Source organism: Nocardioides sp., assembly GCF_030019515.1.
Taxonomy (GTDB): domain Bacteria; phylum Actinomycetota; class Actinomycetes; order Propionibacteriales; family Nocardioidaceae; genus Nocardioides.
Genome location: NZ_JASEEQ010000007.1, coordinates 169,203 through 190,027, shown reverse-complemented (window position 1 = coordinate 190,027; position 20,825 = coordinate 169,203). Strand labels below are relative to the sequence as shown.

General features: G+C 74.1%; 20 protein-coding genes. 9 read left to right on the top strand and 11 right to left on the bottom strand.

Annotated features, from left to right (window positions below; all coding sequences use genetic code 11):
- Positions 1 to 9: 9 nt before the first annotated feature.
- Positions 10 to 1,470, bottom strand: a complete 1,461-nt coding sequence (locus tag QMC84_RS12135) for a methyltransferase (protein WP_300375061.1) — start codon at positions 1,468 to 1,470, stop codon at positions 10 to 12.
- 182 nt (positions 1,471 to 1,652) lie between these two features.
- Here QMC84_RS12135 and QMC84_RS12130 point away from each other — a divergent pair, with 182 nt between their 5' ends.
- The gene (locus tag QMC84_RS12130; RefSeq protein ID WP_300375060.1) at positions 1,653 to 3,155 is read left to right on the top strand and encodes an Ig-like domain repeat protein; all 1,503 of its coding nucleotides are present in this window, start codon (positions 1,653 to 1,655) and stop codon (positions 3,153 to 3,155) included.
- Positions 3,156 to 3,219: 64 nt separating this feature from the next.
- Here QMC84_RS12130 and QMC84_RS12125 read toward each other — a convergent pair whose 3' ends face one another.
- A complete protein-coding gene (locus QMC84_RS12125) occupies positions 3,220 to 5,598 on the bottom strand; it encodes a sodium-translocating pyrophosphatase (protein WP_300375059.1) in 2,379 nt (792 codons plus the stop codon).
- A gap of 230 nt (positions 5,599 to 5,828) precedes the next feature.
- On the bottom strand, positions 5,829 to 6,167 hold the full coding sequence (locus tag QMC84_RS12120; RefSeq protein ID WP_300375058.1) for an STAS domain-containing protein: 339 nt from the start codon (positions 6,165 to 6,167) through the stop codon (positions 5,829 to 5,831).
- A gap of 299 nt (positions 6,168 to 6,466) precedes the next feature.
- Here QMC84_RS12120 and QMC84_RS12115 point away from each other — a divergent pair, with 299 nt between their 5' ends.
- Together QMC84_RS12115 and QMC84_RS12110 are read left to right on the top strand one after the other, a co-directional pair.
- Positions 6,467 to 8,752: a DEAD/DEAH box helicase gene (locus QMC84_RS12115; protein ID WP_300375142.1), complete on the top strand. Its 2,286-nt coding sequence runs from the start codon at positions 6,467 to 6,469 to the stop codon at positions 8,750 to 8,752.
- A gap of 9 nt (positions 8,753 to 8,761) precedes the next feature.
- Complete coding sequence (locus tag QMC84_RS12110) at positions 8,762 to 9,073, top strand: hypothetical protein (protein ID WP_300375057.1); 312 nt, start codon at positions 8,762 to 8,764, stop codon at positions 9,071 to 9,073.
- Between the two features lie 56 nt (positions 9,074 to 9,129).
- On the opposite strand, the gene QMC84_RS12105 is transcribed toward QMC84_RS12110, so the two are convergent.
- The 7 genes from QMC84_RS12105 to ssd all read right to left on the bottom strand — a co-directional run bounded on the left by QMC84_RS12105 (position 9,130) and on the right by ssd (position 14,086).
- Positions 9,130 to 9,495, bottom strand: a complete 366-nt coding sequence (locus QMC84_RS12105) for an Rv3654c family TadE-like protein (protein ID WP_300375056.1) — start codon at positions 9,493 to 9,495, stop codon at positions 9,130 to 9,132.
- Positions 9,492 to 9,869: a TadE family type IV pilus minor pilin gene (locus QMC84_RS12100; protein WP_300375055.1), complete on the bottom strand. Its 378-nt coding sequence runs from the start codon at positions 9,867 to 9,869 to the stop codon at positions 9,492 to 9,494. Before QMC84_RS12100 ends, QMC84_RS12105 begins: the two co-directional genes overlap by 4 nt.
- Positions 9,866 to 10,111, bottom strand: coding sequence for a DUF4244 domain-containing protein (locus QMC84_RS12095; protein ID WP_300375054.1), 246 nt, complete (start codon positions 10,109 to 10,111; stop codon positions 9,866 to 9,868). Before QMC84_RS12095 ends, QMC84_RS12100 begins: the two co-directional genes overlap by 4 nt.
- A gap of 276 nt (positions 10,112 to 10,387) precedes the next feature.
- Positions 10,388 to 11,110, bottom strand: a complete 723-nt coding sequence (locus QMC84_RS12090) for a type II secretion system F family protein (RefSeq protein ID WP_300375053.1) — start codon at positions 11,108 to 11,110, stop codon at positions 10,388 to 10,390.
- Positions 11,107 to 11,883: a type II secretion system F family protein gene (locus QMC84_RS12085; protein ID WP_300375052.1), complete on the bottom strand. Its 777-nt coding sequence runs from the start codon at positions 11,881 to 11,883 to the stop codon at positions 11,107 to 11,109. Before QMC84_RS12085 ends, QMC84_RS12090 begins: the two co-directional genes overlap by 4 nt.
- Positions 11,880 to 13,040, bottom strand: coding sequence for a TadA family conjugal transfer-associated ATPase (locus tag QMC84_RS12080; protein ID WP_300375051.1), 1,161 nt, complete (start codon positions 13,038 to 13,040; stop codon positions 11,880 to 11,882). Before QMC84_RS12080 ends, QMC84_RS12085 begins: the two co-directional genes overlap by 4 nt.
- On the bottom strand, positions 13,037 to 14,086 hold the full coding sequence (gene ssd / locus QMC84_RS12075) for a septum site-determining protein Ssd (RefSeq protein ID WP_300375050.1): 1,050 nt from the start codon (positions 14,084 to 14,086) through the stop codon (positions 13,037 to 13,039). Before ssd ends, QMC84_RS12080 begins: the two co-directional genes overlap by 4 nt.
- 120 nt (positions 14,087 to 14,206) lie before the next feature.
- On the opposite strand from ssd, the gene QMC84_RS12070 reads away from it, so the two are divergent.
- The gene (locus QMC84_RS12070) at positions 14,207 to 15,007 is read left to right on the top strand and encodes an HAD family hydrolase (RefSeq protein ID WP_300375049.1); all 801 of its coding nucleotides are present in this window, start codon (positions 14,207 to 14,209) and stop codon (positions 15,005 to 15,007) included.
- A gap of 402 nt (positions 15,008 to 15,409) precedes the next feature.
- Here the strand turns inward: QMC84_RS12070 and QMC84_RS12065 are convergent, their stop codons facing one another.
- Positions 15,410 to 16,135 carry an oxidoreductase gene (locus QMC84_RS12065; RefSeq protein WP_300375048.1) on the bottom strand — a complete coding sequence of 242 codons (726 nt, stop codon included), beginning with the start codon at positions 16,133 to 16,135 and terminating at the stop codon, positions 15,410 to 15,412.
- A 35-nt stretch (positions 16,136 to 16,170) separates the two neighbouring features.
- Here QMC84_RS12065 and QMC84_RS12060 point away from each other — a divergent pair, with 35 nt between their 5' ends.
- From QMC84_RS12060 to QMC84_RS12040, 5 genes are read left to right on the top strand one after another with little or no spacing between them, the layout of a single operon-like run.
- Positions 16,171 to 17,013, top strand: coding sequence for a class I SAM-dependent methyltransferase (locus QMC84_RS12060; RefSeq protein ID WP_300375047.1), 843 nt, complete (start codon positions 16,171 to 16,173; stop codon positions 17,011 to 17,013).
- 27 nt (positions 17,014 to 17,040) lie between these two features.
- Complete coding sequence (locus tag QMC84_RS12055) at positions 17,041 to 18,156, top strand: histidine kinase (RefSeq protein WP_366145746.1); 1,116 nt, start codon at positions 17,041 to 17,043, stop codon at positions 18,154 to 18,156.
- A complete protein-coding gene (locus QMC84_RS12050) occupies positions 18,153 to 18,902 on the top strand; it encodes a LytTR family DNA-binding domain-containing protein (RefSeq protein WP_300375045.1) in 750 nt (249 codons plus the stop codon). Before QMC84_RS12055 ends, QMC84_RS12050 begins: the two co-directional genes overlap by 4 nt.
- The gene (locus tag QMC84_RS12045; RefSeq protein WP_300375044.1) at positions 18,899 to 19,276 is read left to right on the top strand and encodes a hypothetical protein; all 378 of its coding nucleotides are present in this window, start codon (positions 18,899 to 18,901) and stop codon (positions 19,274 to 19,276) included. The genes QMC84_RS12050 and QMC84_RS12045 overlap by 4 nt, the downstream gene beginning before the upstream one ends.
- Positions 19,273 to 20,790: a cation acetate symporter gene (locus QMC84_RS12040; RefSeq protein WP_300375043.1), complete on the top strand. Its 1,518-nt coding sequence runs from the start codon at positions 19,273 to 19,275 to the stop codon at positions 20,788 to 20,790. The genes QMC84_RS12045 and QMC84_RS12040 overlap by 4 nt, the downstream gene beginning before the upstream one ends.
- Positions 20,791 to 20,825 lie beyond the last annotated feature (35 nt).

Here is a 20,825-nt window from a genome sequence, read left to right as displayed (position 1 = left end):
CCGGGTCGATCAGGCCAGGAGGAAGCCCTCGGCGACCAGCGAGCGCGCGGCGGGCAGGTACTCAGCGCACGTCTGCGCGGCGTCGAGGTCGAGCAGGCTGGCGACCGCTTCCAGGATCTGCCCCACGCTCAGCTCCCCGTCGCACGCGCCGGCGAGCGCCGCCTCGACGGTGTCCACCTGCCGCGCCCGGCGCAGCCCGCGCTGCTGGCGCAGCACCACGGTCTCCGGGTCGGCCGCGCCGGGTGGCCCACTGGTCTCCTGGAGGACGTCCGGGCGCAACCGGAGGTGGGAGTGGAGGTCCACGGCGGCGTCCGTCGCGCGGGCCCAGTCGCGGATCGCGGGTGCGATCGGCTGCTCCACGTCGTAGGGCCAGGTGAGTAGCTCGCGGGCGCTCCCGCCGCTGCGGCGCAGGTTGATCCAGCCGAAGCCGACCGCCTCGATGCCCTGCTCCTCGAACCAGGACAGCCAGGTGTCGTAGCGCACCAGGTAGTCGACCGAGCCGTGCAGCCCGGCGTCCTTGAGCCACAGCTCGACATAGGCCGCCGGGTCGACGAGCTCGCGCTGCACGACGAAGGCGTCACACCCCTCGGGGACCCAGCCCGCGATCCGCTCCTCCCAGGCGCCGCCGCCGGGCACCACCCAGTTCGCGAGCACCTGGCACCAGCCACCGTCGTTCAGGTGGTCCGGCCCGTGCCGCACGATGTGCTCGACGACCCGGTCGCCGGGCAGCCCGGAGTCCCGGTAGACCAGCCGCTCACCGGTCGCCGGCGAGATCACGAACGGCGGGTTCGTGACGATCAGGTCGAAGGTCTCGTCGGCGACCGGCTCGAAGAACGAGCCGGCGCGCACGTCGACCGGCGTGGTGACGGCGTTGAGCTCGACGTTGAAGCGCGCGATCCGCAGCGCGCGCTGGTTGATGTCGGTCGCCACGACCTCCGCGCTGTGCCCGGCCAGGTGCAGCGCCTGCACGCCGCAGCCGGTGCCGAGGTCGAGCGCTCGGCCGACCGGCTCGCGGAGGGTGAGCTGGGCGAGCGAGGTCGAGGCCGAGCTGATGCCCAGGACGTGCTGGGGACCGACCCGGCTGCCACCGCCGTCGAGCCCGGGGGTCAGGTCGCTGACCACCCACAGGTGCTCGTCGTCAGCGGCGTAGGGCCGGACGTCGAGCCGCGCGGCGACCTCCCCCACGGTCTGCTCGACGAGACCCTCGGCCGCCAGGCGGTCCACCAGGTTCGGCAGCGCCCGCTGGGCCGCGGCCAGCTCGACCGGGGCCTGGAGCAGGAACAGTCGGATCAGCGTCTCCAGCGGCCACCCACCCCCGGTGCGCCGCAGCCCGGGGGTCGTCTCGTTGCGCGCCAGGGCGGCGTGGGCCTCCGCCCCGAGGACCTCGGCCACGCCGTCGTAGGTGAACCCGGCCATCACGAGCGCGGCCCGCAGCCGCGAAGGAAGCTCCGAGATCGAGGGAGCGGTCACCCCCAGAGCCTATGCCGAACACCGAGCCCGCGCCCTAGGGCGGGATAGCCCGAAAGGACTAGACCGGTTCACCGATCGGCCACCATCTGCTCGGAATCGTGGCCTCGGGACCTTGGTCCCTTTACATTCCGACCACGGCGGCCCTTCGGGAGGGAGGGCCGACTGGGGAGGGGACTGTCTCGATGCACAGAATCACCCGCGCCATCGCTCGCGCCCTCGGCGCGTCCGTCGTCGCCGCACTGGTCATGAGCGGACTCAGCGTCGCGGTCGCGGCCCCGTCCCAGGGAGGTGAACCGCCGTCCTCGTCCAGTGCCCAACGGGCAGGTGAGCCGACGCTTTCCGGCTCGGGCGTCGCCGGACAGCCGCTCACCGTGCTGATCGACGGCCTGACGACGCTGCTTCCTGTGCAGTGGCTGCGCGACGGGAGCCCGATCGCAGGGGCGACCGGCGCCTCGTACGTCCCCGATGTCACCGACATCGGGCACCAGATCAGCGCACTGGTAGACGTGCCGCTTCTCGGCGGAATCCCGACCCCGTCCATCACGATCCTCGCGCCGGACGGCGGGCTCCCAGACCTGTTGACGCCGCCGGAGCTGACCGGGACACCTGTGGTCGGTGAGCTCCTGACCGTCCTTGCGCCGGTGTTCAGCGTGCCTGGGGTCGAGACCACGTACCAGTGGCTGCGCGACGGCGTGCCCATCCCGGGGGAGACGGGAGGCACGTATACGCCGAGCCTGGAGGACGTTGGGCACGAGATCTCGGTGGGTGTGACGAGCACGTTGGCGGGCCTGCCCGTGCTGTCGACCGTCACCAACATCCTGCCGATCTCCGCCATCGGTGAGGAGTCCCTGTCTGCGACCGCGGCGCCCACCGTTTCCGGGACCGCGAGAATCGGGAAGGTCCTGTCCGCCTCCGGCACCCAGTGGAACCAGGACGGCGTCACGACGACATACCAATGGCTGCGGGACGGCGTGCCTATCAACGGCGCCACGGCAGCCAGCTACAAGCTCGTGCCGGACGACCTCGACTCCGCCATCTCGGCCAAGGCCACCGGGACGAAGGACGGGTTCACCAATGGGGTCGTGACGAGCGACAGCAAGACCGCACTGATCGGCGATCCGATCACCTGGACCAGGCAGCCCGCAGTCAGCGGCACCGCGAAGGTCGGCCGGCTGCTGACCGCAGACCCGGGCGCATGGGGGACCGGCGACACACCCCTGTTCGGCTACCAGTGGAAGCGCAACGGCGTCGCCATTGCGGGAGCCGTCGCCCAGACCTACCAGATCGACACGGCCGACTTCGGCCGGAGCCTCACGGTGACCATCACCGCGGCCCGCGCGGGCTACCAGCCCGGCACGTTCACCACCTCGAAGGTCGCGGTCGCCAAGCGCGCCGCGACGCTGCGGGCCACCCTCGCCAAGAAGACGATCGCAAAGAGCCAGCGCGGGGTGCTCGCCCTGGTCCTCAAGGTCGCCGGGGTCACCTCGCCGACCGGCCGGGTGAAGGTCCTGGACGGCAAGAAGGTGGTCTCGAGACTCGAGTTCGCGGCAGGGAAGAAGGGGAAGGCGACCGTCCGGCTGCCCCGGCTCAAGCCGGGCGTGCACAAGCTGAAGGCGGTCTACGCCGGCACCGCGACGATCGCCGGCGCGAAGTCCACGGTCGTGAGGCTGACCGTCAGGAAGTAGCCCCAAATGACGTCGACCCGCCCGAAGCTCTCGGGCGGGTCGACGTCATTTCAGGGCTGCGAGGCTAGTGCTGCTGGGGCGCCTCGAACTGCTGGGTCGGAGCGGGCTCCGTGGGCGGAGCGGCCTCGACCGGCGGCGGCGGGGGCGGCGGGGCCGGCGTCCCGGGGTCGTCGTTCTCGATGTGGACCGGGCGCCGCTTGGAGACGTACACCGCGACGACGATGCCTGCGAACGCCACCAGGGCGATCACGATCCGGAGCGGGGTGTTCGCGTCCTCGCCGATCGACAGCTTCACGATGGCGGCGACGATCAGCAGTGACACCAGGTTCATCACCTTGAGCAGCGGGTTGATCGCCGGGCCGGCGGTGTCCTTGAACGGGTCGCCGACGGTGTCGCCGATCACGGTCGCGGCGTGGGCGTCCGAGCCCTTGCCACCGTGGTGGCCGTCCTCGACCAGCTTCTTCGCGTTGTCCCAGGCACCACCGGAGTTCGCCAGGAACACCGCCATCAGCGTGCCGGTGGCGATCGCACCGGCCAGGAAGCCCGCCAGCGGGCCGACACCGAGGCCGAAGCCCACGGCGATCGGGGCCAGGATGGCCAGCAGGCCCGGGGTGGCGAGTTCGCGCAGCGAGTCGCGGGTCACGATGTCGACCACGCGGCCGTACTCCGGGCGACCGGTGCCCTCCATGATCCCGGGGATCTCCCGGAACTGGCGGCGCACCTCGTAGACCACCGCACCGGCGGCGCGGCCGACTGCGTTGATCGCCAGGCCGGAGAACAGGAACACCACGGCCGCACCGAGCAGCATGCCGACCAGGATGTTCGGGTAGGACGCGTTGAACGAGAACGCCAGGCTGGTGAGCGCACCGGGCTCCTCGGTCAGGGTGACCTCGTCGATGGCGTCCTGGAGGGCGTTCGTGTACGAGCCGAACAGCGCGCTCGCGGCGAGCACCGCGGTCGCGATCGCGATGCCCTTGGTGATCGCCTTCGTGGTGTTGCCGACCGCGTCCAGCTCGGTCAGGATCTGCGCGCCGCGCTCGTCGACGTCGCCGGACATCTCCGCGATGCCCTGGGCGTTGTCGGAGACCGGGCCGAAGGTGTCCATCGCGACGATCACGCCGACGGTGGTCAGCAGGCCGCAGCCGGCCAGCGCGACCGCGAAGAGCGCGACCGGGATCGAGCCTGCGCCGAGCAGGAACGCGCCGAAGACCGCCGCGCCGATGACCAGGGTCGTGTAGACGGCCGACTCGAAGCCGACCGACAGACCCGACAGGATCACGGTGGCCGCGCCGGTGAGCGAGGTCTTGCCGACGTCCTTGACCGGGCGGTGGTCCGTGCCGGTGAAGTAGCCGGTGAGGCCGAGGATCGCGGCGGCGAGCACGATGCCGATGAGCACCGCGAGGGCCGCGACGATGCGCGGGCTCGCGTCGGCGTCGACGGTGGAGTTCGTCAGGTCGGCGAAGTCACCCGGCAGGTAGACCAGGGCCAGGATGACGCTCGCGACCGCGCCGATGGCGGCGGAGATGTAGAAGGCCCGGTTGATCGTGGTCAGGCCGTTCTCGCCGGGCCGCGGCTTGCAGAGGTACACGCCGACGACGGCGGTCAGGGCACCGATGGCCGGGATCAGCAGCGGGAACACGAGGCCCTTGTCGCCGAAGGCCTGGGAGCCCAGGATCAGCGCGGCGACCAGGGTCACGGCGTAGGACTCGAACAGGTCGGCGGCCATGCCGGCGCAGTCGCCGACGTTGTCGCCGACGTTGTCCGCGATCGTCGCGGCATTGCGAGGGTCGTCCTCGGGGATGTTGTTCTCGACCTTGCCGACCAGGTCGGCGCCGACGTCGGCGGCCTTGGTGAAGATGCCGCCGCCGACCCGCATGAACATCGCGAGCAGCGCCGCTCCGAAGCCGAAGCCCTCGAGCACGTGCGGGGCGTCCTCCTGGAACAGGATCACCACGAGGCTGGCACCGAGCAGGCCGAGGCCGACGGTGAGCATGCCGACGGTGGCGCCGGTCCGGAAGCCGATGTTCATGGCCGGGTCACGGCCCTCGGTCTGCGCGGCTGCGGCCACCCTGAGGTTGGCCTTCACCGCGAGCGACATGCCGAGGTAGCCGACGGTGGCCGAGAAGCCCGCTCCGACCAGGAAGAACACGGACCGGAAGATCCGGACCATGGCGTCGTCGGCAGGCAGTGCGAGCAGCAGGAAGAACGCGACGGCGGCGAAGATCGCCAACGTGCGGAACTGCCGCTGCAAGTAGGCGTTCGCGCCCTCCTGCACCGCCTGGGCGATGTTCTTCATATTGTCGGTTCCCTCACCGGCGGCAAGTACCTCCTGGCGGAACATCGCCGCCATCGCGAGCGCGCCAAGCGCGATCAGTGCGACGACGATGACCAGGACGAGATTGCCCCCGGAGACTTCCACGACAGCGGGAACGATCCCCGTCATGTGCTTCCTCCTGGGAGAGTGATTCAGGTCTCACGGACGACGCGGAGTCTACGCACGGGCTGCCGGCGGGTACGCACATGTGACCCGGTACACACAGCTGCGGGCGCGCTCGTACGCCGTACGGGATGGGTTGGCGACGAGGCTAGACCATCTCGTCGCGGGGCCGACGGGTCTAAGGGCCCGAAACGTCGGGACCTCGGACGGAGCGCTCGCGCCCGGTCGGTGGGGCGTCAGCTGCCAGCGAGCGCGGCGTCGGCGGAGTCGTGGATCACGAAGACCTTGGCGAGCCCGGTGATGCGGAAGATCTTCAGGAGGCGGTCCTGAGTGCACACCAGCTGGAGCGCGCCGTCGTGGGCGCGGACCTTCTTCAGGCCGCCGACTAGGACGCCGAGACCGGTCGAGTCGAGGAACTCGACCTCCTCCATGTCGACGACGATGTCGTAGACGCCTGCGGCCACCAGCTCGGTGATCTTGTCGCGCAGCTTGGGGGCGGTGTAGACGTCGATCTCGCCCCCGACGGCAACGATGGTCTTCCCACCGGCGTCGCGCGTCGTCAGAGTCAGGTCCACCTAGTTCTCCCGGTGCGGCTTGTTCGGTTGCCGGAGGAGTCGCGGCAGAAGCCCGACATCCGGCCTGCACAATGAAACCACGCCCGCGCCTCCCCGTGCACAAACTGGCCACAGATCGTCGGGTGGGCGAGGACAGCACAGGGTACGCCGCCGGCGTGGCGCCGGGCTCGGGTGTCGCTGTCGGTGGTGTCGGTGAGGATGACGGGGTGAGTGCGGTGGTGGGTTCCCAGACGCGCGGCACCCATGGGCCCGCGCGCAGCGCCCATGGGCCCGCAAGTCGTGGCGGCGACCTCCGCGACGTGGTCGAGCGGCTCGCGGCCGGGCCCGGACGCGAGGACCGGCTGCGCCACCTGGAGGTGCTCCCCGCCCGGGCGGCCCGCCACGCGGACTGGCCCGCGTGGGCGGCGCCCGAGGTCGTCGCCGCCTTCGAGGCCCGCGGCGTCGCCCGCCCCTGGCAGCACCAGGTCGTGGCCGCGCACGCCGCCCACGCCGGCCAGCACGTCGTGCTCGCGACGGGCACCGCCTCCGGCAAGAGCCTGGCCTACCAGCTCCCCGCGCTCTCGACCGTCCGCGCCACCCGGGGTCCCCGGGGCCAGCGCGGTGCCACCGTCCTGTACATCGCACCGACCAAGGCGCTGGCCCAGGACCAGCTCGCCGGACTGACCGACCTCGGACTCGACCTGCGGGCCGTCACCCACGACGGCGACAGCTCCCGCGAGCAGCGCGACTGGGCGCGTGACCACGGCGAGTACGTCCTCACCAATCCCGACATGCTGCATCACTCACTGCTGCCCGGACACTCACGCTGGGCGGGGTTTCTCGGCTCGCTGCAGTACGTCGTCGTCGACGAGTGTCACCACTACCGCGGGGTCTTCGGCGCGCACGTCTCCCACGTGCTGCGGCGGCTGCGCCGCGTGTGCGCGGCGTACGGCGCCAGCCCGACGTTCGTGCTGGCCTCGGCCACGGTCGCCGAGCCCGAGGTCGCCGCGCGGCGGCTGACCGGCCTCGACGTGCTGGCGGTGACCGCCGACGCCTCCCCCCGGGGCCGGGTCTCGCTGCTGCTGTGGGAACCGCCGTTCACCTCCTTCACCGGCGAGAACGGCGCGCCGGTGCGCCGGGCCGCTTCCTCGGAGACCGCCGATCTGCTCGCCGACCTGGTGGCGGAGGACGTGCGCACCCTCGCGTTCATCCGCTCGCGCCGCGGCGCCGAGCAGGTCGCGATGGCGGCCGCCGAGCTGCTCACCGACGTCGACCCGCTGCTCGCTGCCCGGGTGGCGTCGTACCGCGGCGGCTACCTGCCCGAGGAGCGCCGCGCGATCGAGGAGTCGCTGCGGCGCGGGGAGATCACCGGGCTCGCCGCGACCAACGCCCTCGAGCTGGGCATCGACATCAGCGGCCTGGACGCCGTGGTGATGGCCGGCTTCCCCGGCACCCGCGCGGCCCTGTGGCAGCAGGTCGGTCGCGCCGGCCGGGACGCCCAGGACGCGCTCGGGATCCTGGTCGCCCGCGACGACCCGCTCGACACCTACCTCGTCACCCACCCCGAGGCACTGCTGGGACGCCCGGTCGAGGCGACCGTGTTCGATCCGGCCAACCCCTACGTCCTCGGCCCGCACCTGTGCGCGGCCGCCCACGAGGCGCCTCTCACCGAGGCCGACCTGCCGCTGTTCGGCCCGACCGCCCGGGAGGTCGTCGACGCCCTGACCGAGGGCGGGCTGCTGCGACGGCGTCCGCGCGGCTGGTTCTGGACCGACCGTCGTCGGGCCAGCGACCTCGCCGACATCCGGTCGACCGGCGGTGCCCCGGTCCAGCTCGTCGAGGCCGACACCGGCCGCGTGGTCGGCACGGTCGACGCCTCGAGCGCGCACGCGACCGCCCACCCCGGCTCCGTCTACGTGCACCGCGGCGAGACCTGGCTCGTCAGCTCGCTGGACCTCGAGGACCACGTGGCCGTGATCGAGCGCGCCGAGCTCGACTACACCACCACCGCGCGCGAGGTCACCGAGATCTCGATCGTGCGCGAGCGCGAGCACGCCGCTTGGGGCGACTGCCGGCTCTCCTTCGGGGAGGTCGACGTCACCCATCAGGTGGTGTCGTTCCTCAAGCGGCGCCAGCCCGGCGGCGACGTGCTCGGCGAGGAGCCGCTCGATCTGCCCGAGCGCTCGCTGCGCACGGCGGCCGTGTGGTGGACCGTGCCCGAGCACGCGCTGACCGAGGCCGGCCTCACCGGCCGGGACCTGCCGGGTGCCGCGCACGCCGCCGAGCACTGCTCGATCGGCCTGCTGCCGCTGTTCGCGACCTGCGACCGGTGGGACATCGGCGGGGTGTCCACCGCGGTGCACCCCGACACCGGGCGGCTCACGGTGTTCGTCCACGACGGCCACCCCGGCGGTGCCGGGTTCGCCGAGCGCGGCTTCCGGGCCGCCCGCGAGTGGCTCACGGCGACCCGCGACACGATCCGCTCGTGCACGTGCGACGACGGCTGCCCGTCGTGCATCCAGTCGCCCAAGTGCGGCAACCAGAACAACCCGCTCGACAAGGCCGGTGCCGCCGCGCTCCTCGACGTACTCCTCGGATCGCCCTAGTCTCGCCGCATGGTGATCCTCGGCCTCCTGCTCATCGCACTGGGCGCGGTGGCGATCGTCGCGGCGATCGGCACTGCGGACGGCTCGGGCGTCGAGCTGCTCGGCACCGACATCGGCGCCGTCACGCTGTTCTTCATCGGCCTGGGCGCCGGAGTCGCCATCCTGTGGGGCCTCGGACTCACCAAGTGGGGCACCAAGCGCAGCCTCCGACAGCGCCGGGACAGCAAGCGGCTCAACGAGCTGTCGGAGAAGCTCGACGAGCGCGAGGCCGAGCGCCGCGCGGAGGAGCGGGAGAGCGACCGCGACGACCGGTCGCTCTGACCCGGCTCGGCGCCCTCCCTGCTGCCGCTGGACCGCTGCTGCGCGGCCCCTGCCGCTCAGCCCGGTCCCGCCCGGGCCTCGGCGGACAGGTCGGCGGTCTGTCCGAGCCAGTGCGGCCCTTCGACCTCGACCCGCACGAGCACCTCGCGGCCCGTGACCGAGCACCCCGCCAGCCGGGCGCCGTTGGCCACCGCCACAGCCGTGCCGGCCGCGCACGGCTCTCCGCCGCGGCCGAGCGCGGTCGCGGCGGCGAGCGCCGCGAGGTCGGCGGCTGACTGCGCCATCCGATGGGCACGCACCATCGCGCCGACCACCCCGAGCGCCGCGCCGAGCAGGAGCAGCACCGCCAGGCAGGACACCGCGAACAGGGTCGCCGAGCCGCGAGCCTCGCGGGCGCTGCGCCGCATCGTCGCGCCGCTCACGGCGACGAGCCCTCCGTGAGGGCGACCGCCTGCGCCGAGACGGTGACCCCGGGCAGCCGCCCGAACAGCCCGCCCGGACCTCGGACCCGGCCCACGACGACGGCGGTCACCTGGCCGCCGTCGTCGTGGACGCTCACCCGGCTGCCGGACGGCGCGACGTCCTCGCCGCGCGCCACGGCCGCGGTCACGCTGTCACCGCGGGCAACCGCCCGGGCGGCCTCGCGCGCCGCGTCGACGGCGCGGACCTGCGCGGCGCCGACCGCGAGCAGCCACACCAGGCCGATCGTGATCGCGACCAGGAGCGGAAGCACCATGGCGAGCTCGGCCGTCGCGGCTCCGCGCTCGTCGCGGCGCCCGCCCCTGGACGAGCTCATCCGATGCCCAGCAGCCCGAGGACGTGGTCGAACAGGGTCTTGAGCAGCTGCTCGCCGAACCCGCCCGTGAGCAGCTTGTAGAGGAGTCCGGCCAGGCCGGCACCGGCGGCCGTGCCGACGGCGTACTCCGCAGTGGTGATGCCGCGCTCGTCGCGACACCGGTCGACCCCACGGGCACGGCGTAGGGCGGGCCGGAAGGCGAGCTGTCGCCCGCGGTCTCGGTCGGGGTGCTGCAGGGACATCAGGGTCTCCGTTTCCCGGCCGCCCGGTGCGGCCGTCGCCCTCGACCCTGCGGGAGATCGCGGCGGCGCGTCGGCGCCCGGGCGCCGGGTGGGGACGGCCCCGCCGGAAGCCGTCCGGTGGACGGTGACCGGGCCCCGCACCGGTCCGGCCCGACCAGCGGTGCCCAGGCAACCGACGCCGCCCCCCGAACGGTTGCTCGGCCACCGCCGACCCCGCACCGACCAGGCGCTCCCGGCCGGCCCGGCCAGGCCGGCCGGGCCGGCCCACGGGACGGCTCAGAGCTCGAGGGTCGCGAGGAGCGCGACGACGAGCGGGACGATCCCGATGAGCACGAACGCGGGCAGCAGGCACAGGCCGAGCGGCAGGGCCGCCTTCACCCCGACCGCGCGGGCCCGCTCCTCGGTGTCGGCGCGCGCCGAGCGGGCGAGGTCGTCGGCGAGCCGCTCGACAGCGGCGACCACCGGGGCCCCCGAGGTATGCGCTCGGGCGAGGGTTCGGCCGAGCCGGCCGAGATGAGGGTCGTCGGCGAGCGCCGACCAGACCTGACCCGGATCCAGGCCGAGGGCGAGTCGGGCGGTGATCCCGGAGAGCCGGTCGGCTGCCGGGCCGGGGAGAGCGGCGCAGACCAGCGCGATCCCCTCGGCGGGAGCAGCCCCGCCGCGCAGCGTGGCGGCGAAGAGGTCCACCACGTGCGGCAGGTCCTGGCGCACGGCCTCGCGTCGGCGGCGTGCGTCGGGCGTCTCGGCGCGACCGATGATCGTCCAGGTCGCGACGGCCGCGACCACGGCAGCCGGCGGGCCGGCCCGGCCGCCGACGAGGGCCAGCGCGCCGATGGCCGCCAGGCCGCTCCACAGCCACCGGTGGCCATGCAGCCAGCCGGCCGACGGCGCCGCCTCGGGCCGGGTCCGCGCGACCGACAGGGTCGGACGGTGCGGGAGCAGGAGTGCTGCCGCAGCGGCGGCGGCCAGCGCCGGGAGGACACTGAGCAGAGCGGTCACCACGACTCCTCGGCCGCGGCCGCGATCGCCTCGATCCACCACAGGCCGGCCAGCCCGCAGGCCAGCCCGCCCGCGAGGCACAGCAGACCGGCGGGGTGGCCGAGCAGGAAGCCCCACGGATCCCCGCCGGCACCCGAGCCCATGGCGAGGGCGAGCACCGGCAGCCCGGCGACCAGCCGGGCGGTCGCCCTGGCCGACCCCAGCTCGCCGGTCACCAGGCGCCGGGTCGCGGCGCCGTCGCGCAGCGACTCCGCCACTCGCTCCACGGCCGAGGCGAGACCCTGGCCGGTGCGGTGCGCGACCTGCCAGGCCGCCGCGACCACGCGCAGGTCCCGCGCCCCCTCGAGGTCACCGGCCAGTACGCGCAGCGCGGAGGGTACGTCGGCCCCGACCCGGAAGGCCTCGGCGACCGGACCCAGCGGCGGCCAGGACGTCGCCGCCCGCTCGAGCGCCTCCCCCGGCGGCCGCCCGGCAGCGAGCTCACCGGCCAGCAGCTCGCAGGTCTCCAGCACCTGGCCGGCCACCCGCTCGGCGGCGCGGCGCCGGCGTCGGCGTCGCCACAGCGCCGCGGCGCCGGTCCCGGCACCGGCGAGCACCAGCGCCAGTCCCCCGACGCGGGGCATCGACACGGCGACCACGACCCCGGCCGCCAGCACCGCGAGCGGCAACCAGCGGCGCTCCGCCACCGCCAGCCGGCGCGCGGCGAGACGGCCCGGTGGCCGGGCCAGCAGCAGCGCCGCCAGCACCGCCGAGGTGACCGCGATCGGGATCATCGACCGATCCGGGCGGCGAGCGCCTCGGCTCCCGGGCCGTGACGCACGACGCCGTCGTCCCCCACCTCCAGGGCCGGCACCATCGCGACCAGGCCGTCCGACCCGCGCTCGGGGACGGCGACCTGGCGCAGCCGGCGCACGCCGTCCGGACCGCGAGCGAGGTGGAGCACGGCGTGCACCGCGGACGCCAGCTGGCTGTGCGCGGCCGCCCGGCCGAGCCCGGCCGCGAGCGCCAGCGCCTCGACCCGGGCCGGCACGTCGACCGCGGAGTTGGCGTGGAGGGTCCCGCAGCCGCCCTCATGGCCGGTGTTGAGGGCGGCGAGCAGGTCGACCACCTCGCCGCCGCGAACCTCCCCGACCACCAACCGGTCGGGCCGCATCCGCAGCGCCTGCCGCACCAGGGTCCGGACCTCGACCGCGCCGGCCCCCTCGAGGTTCGCCGGCCGGCCTTCGAGGGCGACCACGTGCGGGTGGTCGGGACGCAGCTCGCTGGCGTCCTCGACCAGCACGATCCGCTCGTCGGGGGCGACCCGCGACAGCAGCGCGGCCAGCAGCGCGGTCTTGCCGGACCCGGTGCCGCCACTGACGAGGAACGCCAGGCGCGCCTCGACGACCGCGAGGAGGACGCGCGCGGTGCCGGCGGTCAGCGTGCCGAGGTCGACCAGCTCGTCGAGGCTGAACGTCCGTGGCCGCGGGACCCGCAGCGAGATCAGGGTCCCGGGCCGGGCGAGTGGGGCCAGGACCGCATGTAGCCGGGTGCCGTCGGGCAGGCGGAGGTCGACGTACGGCGTGGCGTCGTCGAGCCGGCGACCGCCCAGCGCCGCGAGCCGCTGGGCGAGCCGGCGGACCGCCTCGTCGTCGGGGAACCGGACGTCGGCGAGCTCGAGGCCCGAGCCGCGGTCGAGGTAGACGTGCTCGGGTCCGTTGACCAGGACGTCGGTGACGTACGGCGTGCGCAGCAGCGGCTCGAGCGGGCCGGCGCCCACGACGTCGCGGCGCAGCGCCTCGTAGGTCGCCAGCACCGCGGCGTCGCCCACCGGCCGGCCGCTCTCCCGCAGCGCGCACGCGACCCGGTGCGGCGTGAGGTCCCCCGGGCTGCGCGCCAGCCGGTCGCGGACCGCCTCGAGGTCCGCCGGGGCGACCACCGCCCCGCTCATGCCGCGGCCGCGCGCAGCAGCATGAGCTGGTCGAGCACCTCCGTCGCGGCCCGGCCCAGGGCGGCACGCCGGCTGCGCACCGGGCCGAGCCCGAGGTCGAGGGCCTCACCGAGGCCGCGCTGGTCGGGCATCGTGGTGAGCACGGAGATGCCGGTCGCGCGGGACACCGCCCGCGGGTCGATCCCGGAGCCGCGCAGCACCAGCCGGACCCCGGTCGGGTCCGGGTGGCGGGCGCAGGTGCGGACTGCGGACGCCACGCCGGCGACGGTCGGGACCACGACCACCAGGAGCCGGTCGCACCGGGCGACCACCTCGTCGACCAGCGGCCCGGTGGTGCGGGGCAGGTCGACCACGACCAGATCGTGGCCGCGACGGGCGGCGGAGAGCACCTCGCGCACCGCGAACGCCTGGAGAACGGCCGGCTCGCCGGCGTGCCAGGTGAGCACGCCCAGGTCCTCCCGGCGCGGCAGCGCCTCGCGCAGCGCCCGCGCGCTCAGCCGACCGGTCGTCTGGCACAGCCCGTCCCACCGCACGCCGTGGCGGTCCTCGAGGCCCAGGACCCGGTCGATGCCCGGGCCGAGCGGGTCCGCGTCGATGACCACGGACCGCCCGCGACGGGCTCCCACCTGGCCGAGCGCGCACGCGAACGTCGTGGCGCCGGCTCCACCGCTGCCGCCGACCACGCCGACCACCACCCCCTCGGCCGGCGCGGCGTCACCGAGGTCGGTGAGCAGCTCGGTGAGCCAGCCTTCTGAGCGGCCCACCTGGGTGACGTTCTCCGCACCCACCGCGACCGCCACCCGGAACATCTCGTCGGGCACCGCCGTCCAGGACACGACGTACACCCGCGGCCGCCGCGGCGGCGAGATCCGGGCCAGGTCCTCGGCCATGTCCGCACCGAGCAGCACGACCGGCGCCCGGGCCCAGCCTCGCAGCGCGGCGCCGCCGTCGGAGGCGACCTCCGGCGTGACGCCGGCAGCCGCCGCGAGGCGGAGCAGCTCGTCGAGCAGGGACTGGTCGCGGGTGATCAGCAGCGGAGCGGTCATGGGGCGATCGTTCCCGCGGCCGCCGCCGTCGCCACCCGAGCCTGGGAGCCCTTGTGGACAAGGCGGTTCGACACGGTGCCTGTGGACGTCCGGTGGACCGCGCCCGCCTACGATGGCGCCATGGCGTCCCGGTCCACCGCGGCCTTCTTCGACCTCGATAAGACGATCATCGCCAAGTCGAGCACGTTGGCGTTCAGCAAGCCCTTCCAGGCGGGCGGGCTGATCTCGCGGCGCGCGGTGCTGCGCTCGGCGTACGCCCAGTTCGTCTACCTGGTCGGCGGCGCGGACCACGACCAGATGGAGAAGATGCGGCAGTTCATGTCGCAGCTGTGCGCCGGGTGGGACGTCGCGACCGTCCGCGAGATCGTCGCGGACACCTTGCACAACATCGTCGACCCGCTCGTATACGACGAGGCGGTCAGCCTGATCGAGGAGCACCGGCTCGCCGGACGCGACGTCGTCGTCGTCTCGGCCTCCGGCGCCGAGGTGGTCGAGCCGATCGCCGAGATGCTCGGCGCGGACCGGGTGATCGCGACCCGGATGGAGATCGCCGACGGTTGCTACACCGGCGGCATCGAGTACTACGCGTACGCCGAGGAGAAGGCGCGCGCCATCGAGGAGCTGGCGGCGGCCGAGGGCTACGACCTCGCGAGCAGCTATGGCTACAGCGACTCGGTCACCGACGTCCCGATGCTCGAGGCGGTGGGCCACGCCCACGCGGTCAACCCGGACAAGGAGCTGCGCCGGATCGCGGCGGAGCGGGGCTGGCCGGTGCTGGTGTTCACCAAGCCGGTGGCCCTGCGCTCCCGGGTGCCACTGCCCCCGGCGAAGCCCACCCTGGCGGCGCTGGCGGTCGGCGGCGTCGTCGCCGTCGGCGGCGTGCTGTGGGCCAACTCCCGCAAGCGGCGCCCCGACGCCTGAGCCCGCTCCCCCGCCTCCGGGTGTGTCGCCGGGTCACCCTCACGGCAGCACGGAAGTCAACCCTCGAAGGTCCTTGAACGTGCGCACGATGAGGCGTAGACACGGTCTCAGAACTCCATAGGGCAGCACGTGATCCGGGTACCCACGCGGCGATCTACCCTTCCTACAGGGCGCTGGCCGGCCGGGACCTTCCCGCGGCAGCAGTCGGATGTTGCACGCCTGGTAGCCATCGGATGCACGTGTCAGCGACGGCACCCGGACCAATCACATCGAACGCCGGGTGCCGTTCGCATGCCCGAAGGTCGAGGAGCGCCCGCGACCGACGCAGGAGGTCGCGACGGCGCGTCTCGAGACCCAGTCCGGGACCAGTCTCATCCACCCAGGTAGCGGACCGAAGCGGTCCTACTCCGCCGCCAGCCGCAGCGGGCTCGCCTCGGCGCCGGCGGCGTACGCCTCGGCGGCATACAGCAACCAGGAGTGCACGCCCGCGGACCCGCCGGTCGCGTAGCCCCGCAGGTTCGACTCGTACGCCGCCCGCAGCGCGAGGTGCCCGGCCTCGGGGACCACCAGCGACTTCTCGTCCACGCCGCGCGCGACGAGCACCAGCCGCTCGGCGGCCCGCGCCACGATGCCGTTGTGCGATGCGAACGGCGCGGCCGTGGCCAGCTCGGCGTGCACCACGGCCGCGAGTACGAGCGCCGGCGCCGAGGTGGCGGCGACCAGCAGGTCGCCCACGCCGCGCAGCCGCTCGGCCGCCTCCGCGTCGCGCGGCCGGCCGCGCGACTCCTCGGGCTGGCTCACCGACGCGAGCGTGTGGATGCGGGCCAGCGCCTGCAGGGGCGTGCGGGACAGCGCCGGCACCAGCCCGAGCAGCTCGGTCGAGACGCGCAGGGCGTCGGCGGCCACCTCGTCGACCTCGCCGGCCCGGACCTGGGCCAGGGTCGAGGCCGACCCCTCGAGCACCGCGCTGGCGTGTGCGCCGCGCAGCAGGCTCTCGGCCGTCGTCTCCGGGGAGGTCCGGCGCAGGCCGCGGTCCCGCAGCATCACGTCGATGCCATCGCGGGCGGCGGCGTACGCCGACGGGACGCCTTCGAGCGAAGCCAAGCGGGACAAGGGGTCTGTGGTCACGTGGATCACCGTATCCAGCGGGTAGCGTGGCCCCGATGAGCGACCAGCCCGCCACCTCGCCCGCGCTCTCGTTCGGCTCCGTCGCCGCCGCCTACGACCGGGCCCGGCCGACCTACCCGCGCGCGGCCGCCGCCTGGGCGGTCGGCGACCAGCCCACGACGGTGCTCGAGCTGGGCGCCGGGACCGGCAAGCTGACCGAGGTACTCGTGTCGCTCGGCCACGACGTGCACGCCACCGACCCCGACGAGCAGATGCTGGCCGTGCTCCGGGAGCGGCTGCCCGAGGTCCGCACGTCCCTCGCCACGGCCGAGGACATCCCGGCGCCGGACGCGTCGTACGACGTCGTCGTGGCCGCGCAGGCCTTCCACTGGTTCGACCACGAGCGCGCACTGCCCGAGATCGCCCGGGTCCTCAAGCCGGGGGGGCGGGTCGCCGTGCTGTGGAACGTCCGTGACGAGCGCATCCCGTGGGTACGCAAGCTCGGTCGGATCATCGGCAGCCAGGAGCAGTCACGCTCCGAGGAGCCGCTGGCGACCAGCACGCTCTTCGACGCGCTCGAGACCGAGTCCTTCCGCCACTGGCAGGTCGTGGATCGCGAGTCGATCCAGGAGCTCGCGCTGTCCCGGTCGAACGTCGCGGTCCTCGACGAGGGCGCGCGGGCCGACAAGCTCGCCGAGGTCGCCGCCTTCTACGACGACTACGGCCGGGGCATGGACGGCATGCAGCTACCGTACGTCGCGGCGTGCCACCGTGCGGTCGTCTCCGAGGCGGTCGAGCGGCCCGGTGCCGCGGCCGCCGGCGAGCCGGAGGCGCCCGGGCGGGCGGGCGTGGTGACCGACGGTGCCGACGCCGACGTGCTGCTCATCGACTTCCGCTGACGGGCTGCGCGGGCCACGATGTCGGCCATGACTCGCTCGTGGCGTCGCCGGCACCTCGGGACGGAGGCCGACCGGGCCACGTTCCGCACGCTGCACACCGCGTCACTGGCCTCGCCGGCGCTGCGGGAGGGGCTGACCCGCACCAGCGCGGAGCGCAGCATCCGGCACCTGCACGACCTGCTCGGCGGCCCCGCCCTCGCGCTCACCGACACCGCCACCGCGCTGGCCTGGCACGGCACCGGCCAGCACCACGAGGAGCAGTGCCCGGGGCTCGCTGTCGCGACCGTCGAGCGCGGGCGGACGCGGATGTTCGACCGCGTGGAGCTGCCCTGTGACGTGCCCGGCTGCCCGGTCCGCTCCGCGATCGTCAGCCCGCTCGTCGTCGAGGAGCGGGTGATCGGGACCCTCCAGGTGTTCCCCGCCCACGCGACCGCGGGCCTGGCCCGGGCGGCCGACGAGGTCGCCCAGTGGGTCAGCTCGCAGCTCGAGCTCGCCGAGCTCGACGCGTCCCGGACCCGGCTGATGGAGGCCGAGGTCCGCGCCCTGCGGGCCCAGATCAGCCCGCACTTCATCTACAACTCGCTGGGCGCCATCGCGAGCTTCGTACGCACCGACCCCGACCGGGCCCGCGACCTGCTCCTGGAGTTCGCGGACTTCACCCGCTACTCGTTCCGCCGGCACGGCGAGTACACGACGCTCGCCGAGGAGCTCCGCTCGGTGGAGCGCTACCTGCTGCTCGAGCAGGCCCGGTTCGGCGAGCGGCTCCAGGTGACGCTGCGCATCGCGCCCGAGGTGCTCCCGGTCGCCGTACCCTTCCTCTGCATCCAGCCGCTCGTCGAGAACGCCGTCCGGCACGGCCTCGAGTCGGCGGAGCGCGGCGGTCACATCCGGATCGTCGCCCGCGACCGGGGCCAGGAGTGCGTGATCGAGGTGGAGGACGACGGCGCGGGCGAGGACCCGGACGTCGTACGGCGGGCCCTCGCCGGCGATTCCGCGCTCGACTCGACGGGCCTGGGCAACGTGGACGGCCGGCTCCGCAACGCCTTCGGCGACGACTTCGGCCTCGCCGTGGAGACCGCTCCGGGCGCGGGCACGAAGGTCGTGGTCCGGGTGCCGAAGTTCGCCCCCGGGGTGCACGCATGAGCACCCCGGCGGCCACCCATCCACGGCTCCGCGCACTCGTCGTCGACGACGAGCGTCCGGCTCTCGACGAGCTGCGCTACCTGCTCGAGCGCGACGACCGGGTCGGAGAGGTGCTCACCACCGACTCGGCGACCGAGGGGCTGCGGATCCTGCGCGACCTCGATGTCGACGTCGTGTTCCTCGACATCCAGATGCCGGGCCTGACCGGGCTCGAGCTCGCCCAGGTGCTCGGCCGGTTCCGCACCCCGCCCCGGATCGTGTTCGTGACCGCCCACGAGGCGCACGCCGTCGAGGCGTTCGACGTCCACGCGGTCGACTACGTGCTCAAGCCGGTGCGCGCCGACCGGCTGGCCGAGGCGGTCCGCCGGGTCGTGGCCGGGAGCGACCGGACGACGGCCGGGGACGACGCCCAGGTCGCGGTCGAGCGGGGCGGCGTGACCCGCTTCCTGAACCGCTCCGACATCACCCACGTGGAGGCGCACGGCGACTACGCGCGGCTGCACACCGGCGACGGCTCGCACCTGGTGCGCAGCCCGCTCGCCGCGCTGGAGGAGGAGTGGGCCCACGCCGGCTTCGTGCGCATCCACCGGTCCCTGCTGGTGTCGCTGGCCCACGTGCGCGAGGTGCGGATGGATGCGGGCCACTGCGCAGTCGTCGTCGGCGAGCCTCCGATCGAGCTCGGCGTCAGCCGGCGGCACACCCGGGAGCTGCGCGAGCTGCTTCTCCAGTACCGGACCGGCCCGTGAGCGAGCCCGGGGCCGCGCCCGAGCGGGTCCGGGTGACCGGCCCGCCGCGGCGCCGTACCCCCGCCGCCCGCACGGCCGACATCGACGACGAGACCCGGCTGGGCGGGATGTACATGGGCTCGCTGCTGCGCGAGCAGCTCCGGCTGGCGGTCGGGGTGCTCTCGGTGCTGGCGCTGACCCTGGGTCTGCTGCCCCTGGCGTTCCACCTGTTCCCCCGGCTGGCCGACGTCGAGGTGCTCGGGGCGCCGCTGGCGTGGGTGCTGCTCGGGGTGGTGGCCTACCCCACGCTGCTGCTCCTCGGGTGGGTCTACGTCCGCCGGGCCGAGCGGAACGAGCGCGACTTCGCCGAGCTGGTCTCGGAAGTGGAGCGGTGAGCCCCGGCCTCGACGCCGCGCCCGGCATCGTCGCGGTCGCGGTGGTGACGATCGCGACGCTGGTCATCGGCACCTGGGGGCTGCGGTTCTCGCGTACGACGAGCGACTTCTTCGTGGCCTCGCGCACGGTCCGGCCGCGGCTGAACGCCAGCGCGATCGGCGGCGAGTACCTCTCGGCCGCCTCCTTCCTCGGGGTCGCCGGGCTGGTGCTGACCTTCGGCGCCGACATGCTCTGGTACCCGGTCGGCTGGACGGCCGGCTACCTGGTGCTGCTGGTGCTGGTGGCCGCGCCATTGCGCCGCTCGGGCGCCTACACGCTCCCGGACTTCGCGGAGGCGCGGCTGGGCTCGCGGTCGGTGCGCGCGGTCTGCTCGCTGCTGGTGGTCGCCATCGGCTGGCTGTACCTGCTGCCGCAGTTCCAGGGCGCCGGCATCACGCTGCGCTCGACGTTGGGGGCGCCCACCTGGGTCGGCCCGGTGATCGTCGGTCTCGTGGTGCTGGCGAACGTCACGTCCGGCGGGATGCGGAGCATCACCTTCGTCCAGGCCTTCCAGTACTGGCTCAAGCTCACCGCGCTCCTGGTTCCCGGGGCGGTGCTGCTCGTCGTGTGGGCCGGCGACTCCACACCGTTGCGGGCCGGGGCGGACGGCTGGTCGATGCCCCTCGCCGCGGGTGGCAACCAGGGCCTCTACGTCACCTACTCCCTGATCGTCGCGACGTTCCTGGGCACGATGGGGCTGCCGCACGTGGTGGTCCGGTTCTACACCAACCCCGACGGCCGCGCCGCCCGCCGTACGACGCTCGTCGTGCTCGCGCTGCTCGGCGTCTTCTACCTCCTGCCGCCGCTGTACGGCGCCCTCGGGCGGGTCTATGCGCCCGAGCTCGCCGAGTCCGGGCGCTCGGACGCGCTGGTGCTCGAGCTCCCGCGGATCATGCTCGACGGGCCCGCGGGCGAGCTGCTCACCGGCCTGGTGACCGCGGGCGCCTTCGCGGCGTTCCTCTCCACGTCCTCCGGCCTGTCGATCGCGGTCGCCGGGGTGCTCAGCCAGGACGTCACCGGACGCCCGTGGGCGGGCCGGCGGCTCGGCGGCGTGGCGGCGTTCCGCCTGGGCGCGGTGGTCGCGGTCACGGTGCCGTGCGTGGTGGCGCTCGCAGCGCCCAACCTCGGCGTCGCGCGGGCGGTCGGGCTGGCCTTCGCGATGGCCGCCTCGACGTTCTGCCCGCTGCTGCTGCTCGGGATCTGGTGGCGCCGGCTCACACCGCCCGGCGCGATCACCGGGCTCCTGGCGGGTGGGCTCGGCAGCGGCGTCGCCATCGCCTGGACCCTCGGCACCTCCCGGCCCTCCGGCTGGGCCGACGCGCTGATGGGCCAGCCCGCCGCCTGGACCTTCCCGCTCGCGCTCACCACGATGATCGTCGTCTCGCTCCTGACCACCCACCGGATCCCCACCCACGCCGGCCGGTTCCTCGTGCGGCTGCACACCCCCGAGACCCTCGACCTCGACCGCGGCTGACCCGTGCCACGCGAGGCTGTCGGATCCGGGAACCG

Coding starts and splice junctions, on each gene's coding strand:
- QMC84_RS12060 (WP_300375047.1), top strand. CDS start 16,171: ATGAGCGACCAGCCCGCCACCTCGCCCGCGCTCTCGTTCGGCTCCGTC.
- QMC84_RS12130 (WP_300375060.1), top strand. CDS start 1,653: ATGCACAGAATCACCCGCGCCATCGCTCGCGCCCTCGGCGCGTCCGTC.
- QMC84_RS12125 (WP_300375059.1), bottom strand. CDS start 5,598: ATGACGGGGATCGTTCCCGCTGTCGTGGAAGTCTCCGGGGGCAATCTC.
- QMC84_RS12070 (WP_300375049.1), top strand. CDS start 14,207: ATGGCGTCCCGGTCCACCGCGGCCTTCTTCGACCTCGATAAGACGATC.
- QMC84_RS12080 (WP_300375051.1), bottom strand. CDS start 13,040: ATGAGCGGGGCGGTGGTCGCCCCGGCGGACCTCGAGGCGGTCCGCGAC.
- QMC84_RS12100 (WP_300375055.1), bottom strand. CDS start 9,869: ATGAGCTCGTCCAGGGGCGGGCGCCGCGACGAGCGCGGAGCCGCGACG.
- QMC84_RS12110 (WP_300375057.1), top strand. CDS start 8,762: ATGGTGATCCTCGGCCTCCTGCTCATCGCACTGGGCGCGGTGGCGATC.
- QMC84_RS12095 (WP_300375054.1), bottom strand. CDS start 10,111: ATGTCCCTGCAGCACCCCGACCGAGACCGCGGGCGACAGCTCGCCTTC.
- QMC84_RS12055 (WP_366145746.1), top strand. CDS start 17,041: ATGACTCGCTCGTGGCGTCGCCGGCACCTCGGGACGGAGGCCGACCGG.
- QMC84_RS12085 (WP_300375052.1), bottom strand. CDS start 11,883: ATGATCCCGATCGCGGTCACCTCGGCGGTGCTGGCGGCGCTGCTGCTG.
- ssd (WP_300375050.1), bottom strand. CDS start 14,086: ATGACCGCTCCGCTGCTGATCACCCGCGACCAGTCCCTGCTCGACGAG.
- QMC84_RS12050 (WP_300375045.1), top strand. CDS start 18,153: ATGAGCACCCCGGCGGCCACCCATCCACGGCTCCGCGCACTCGTCGTC.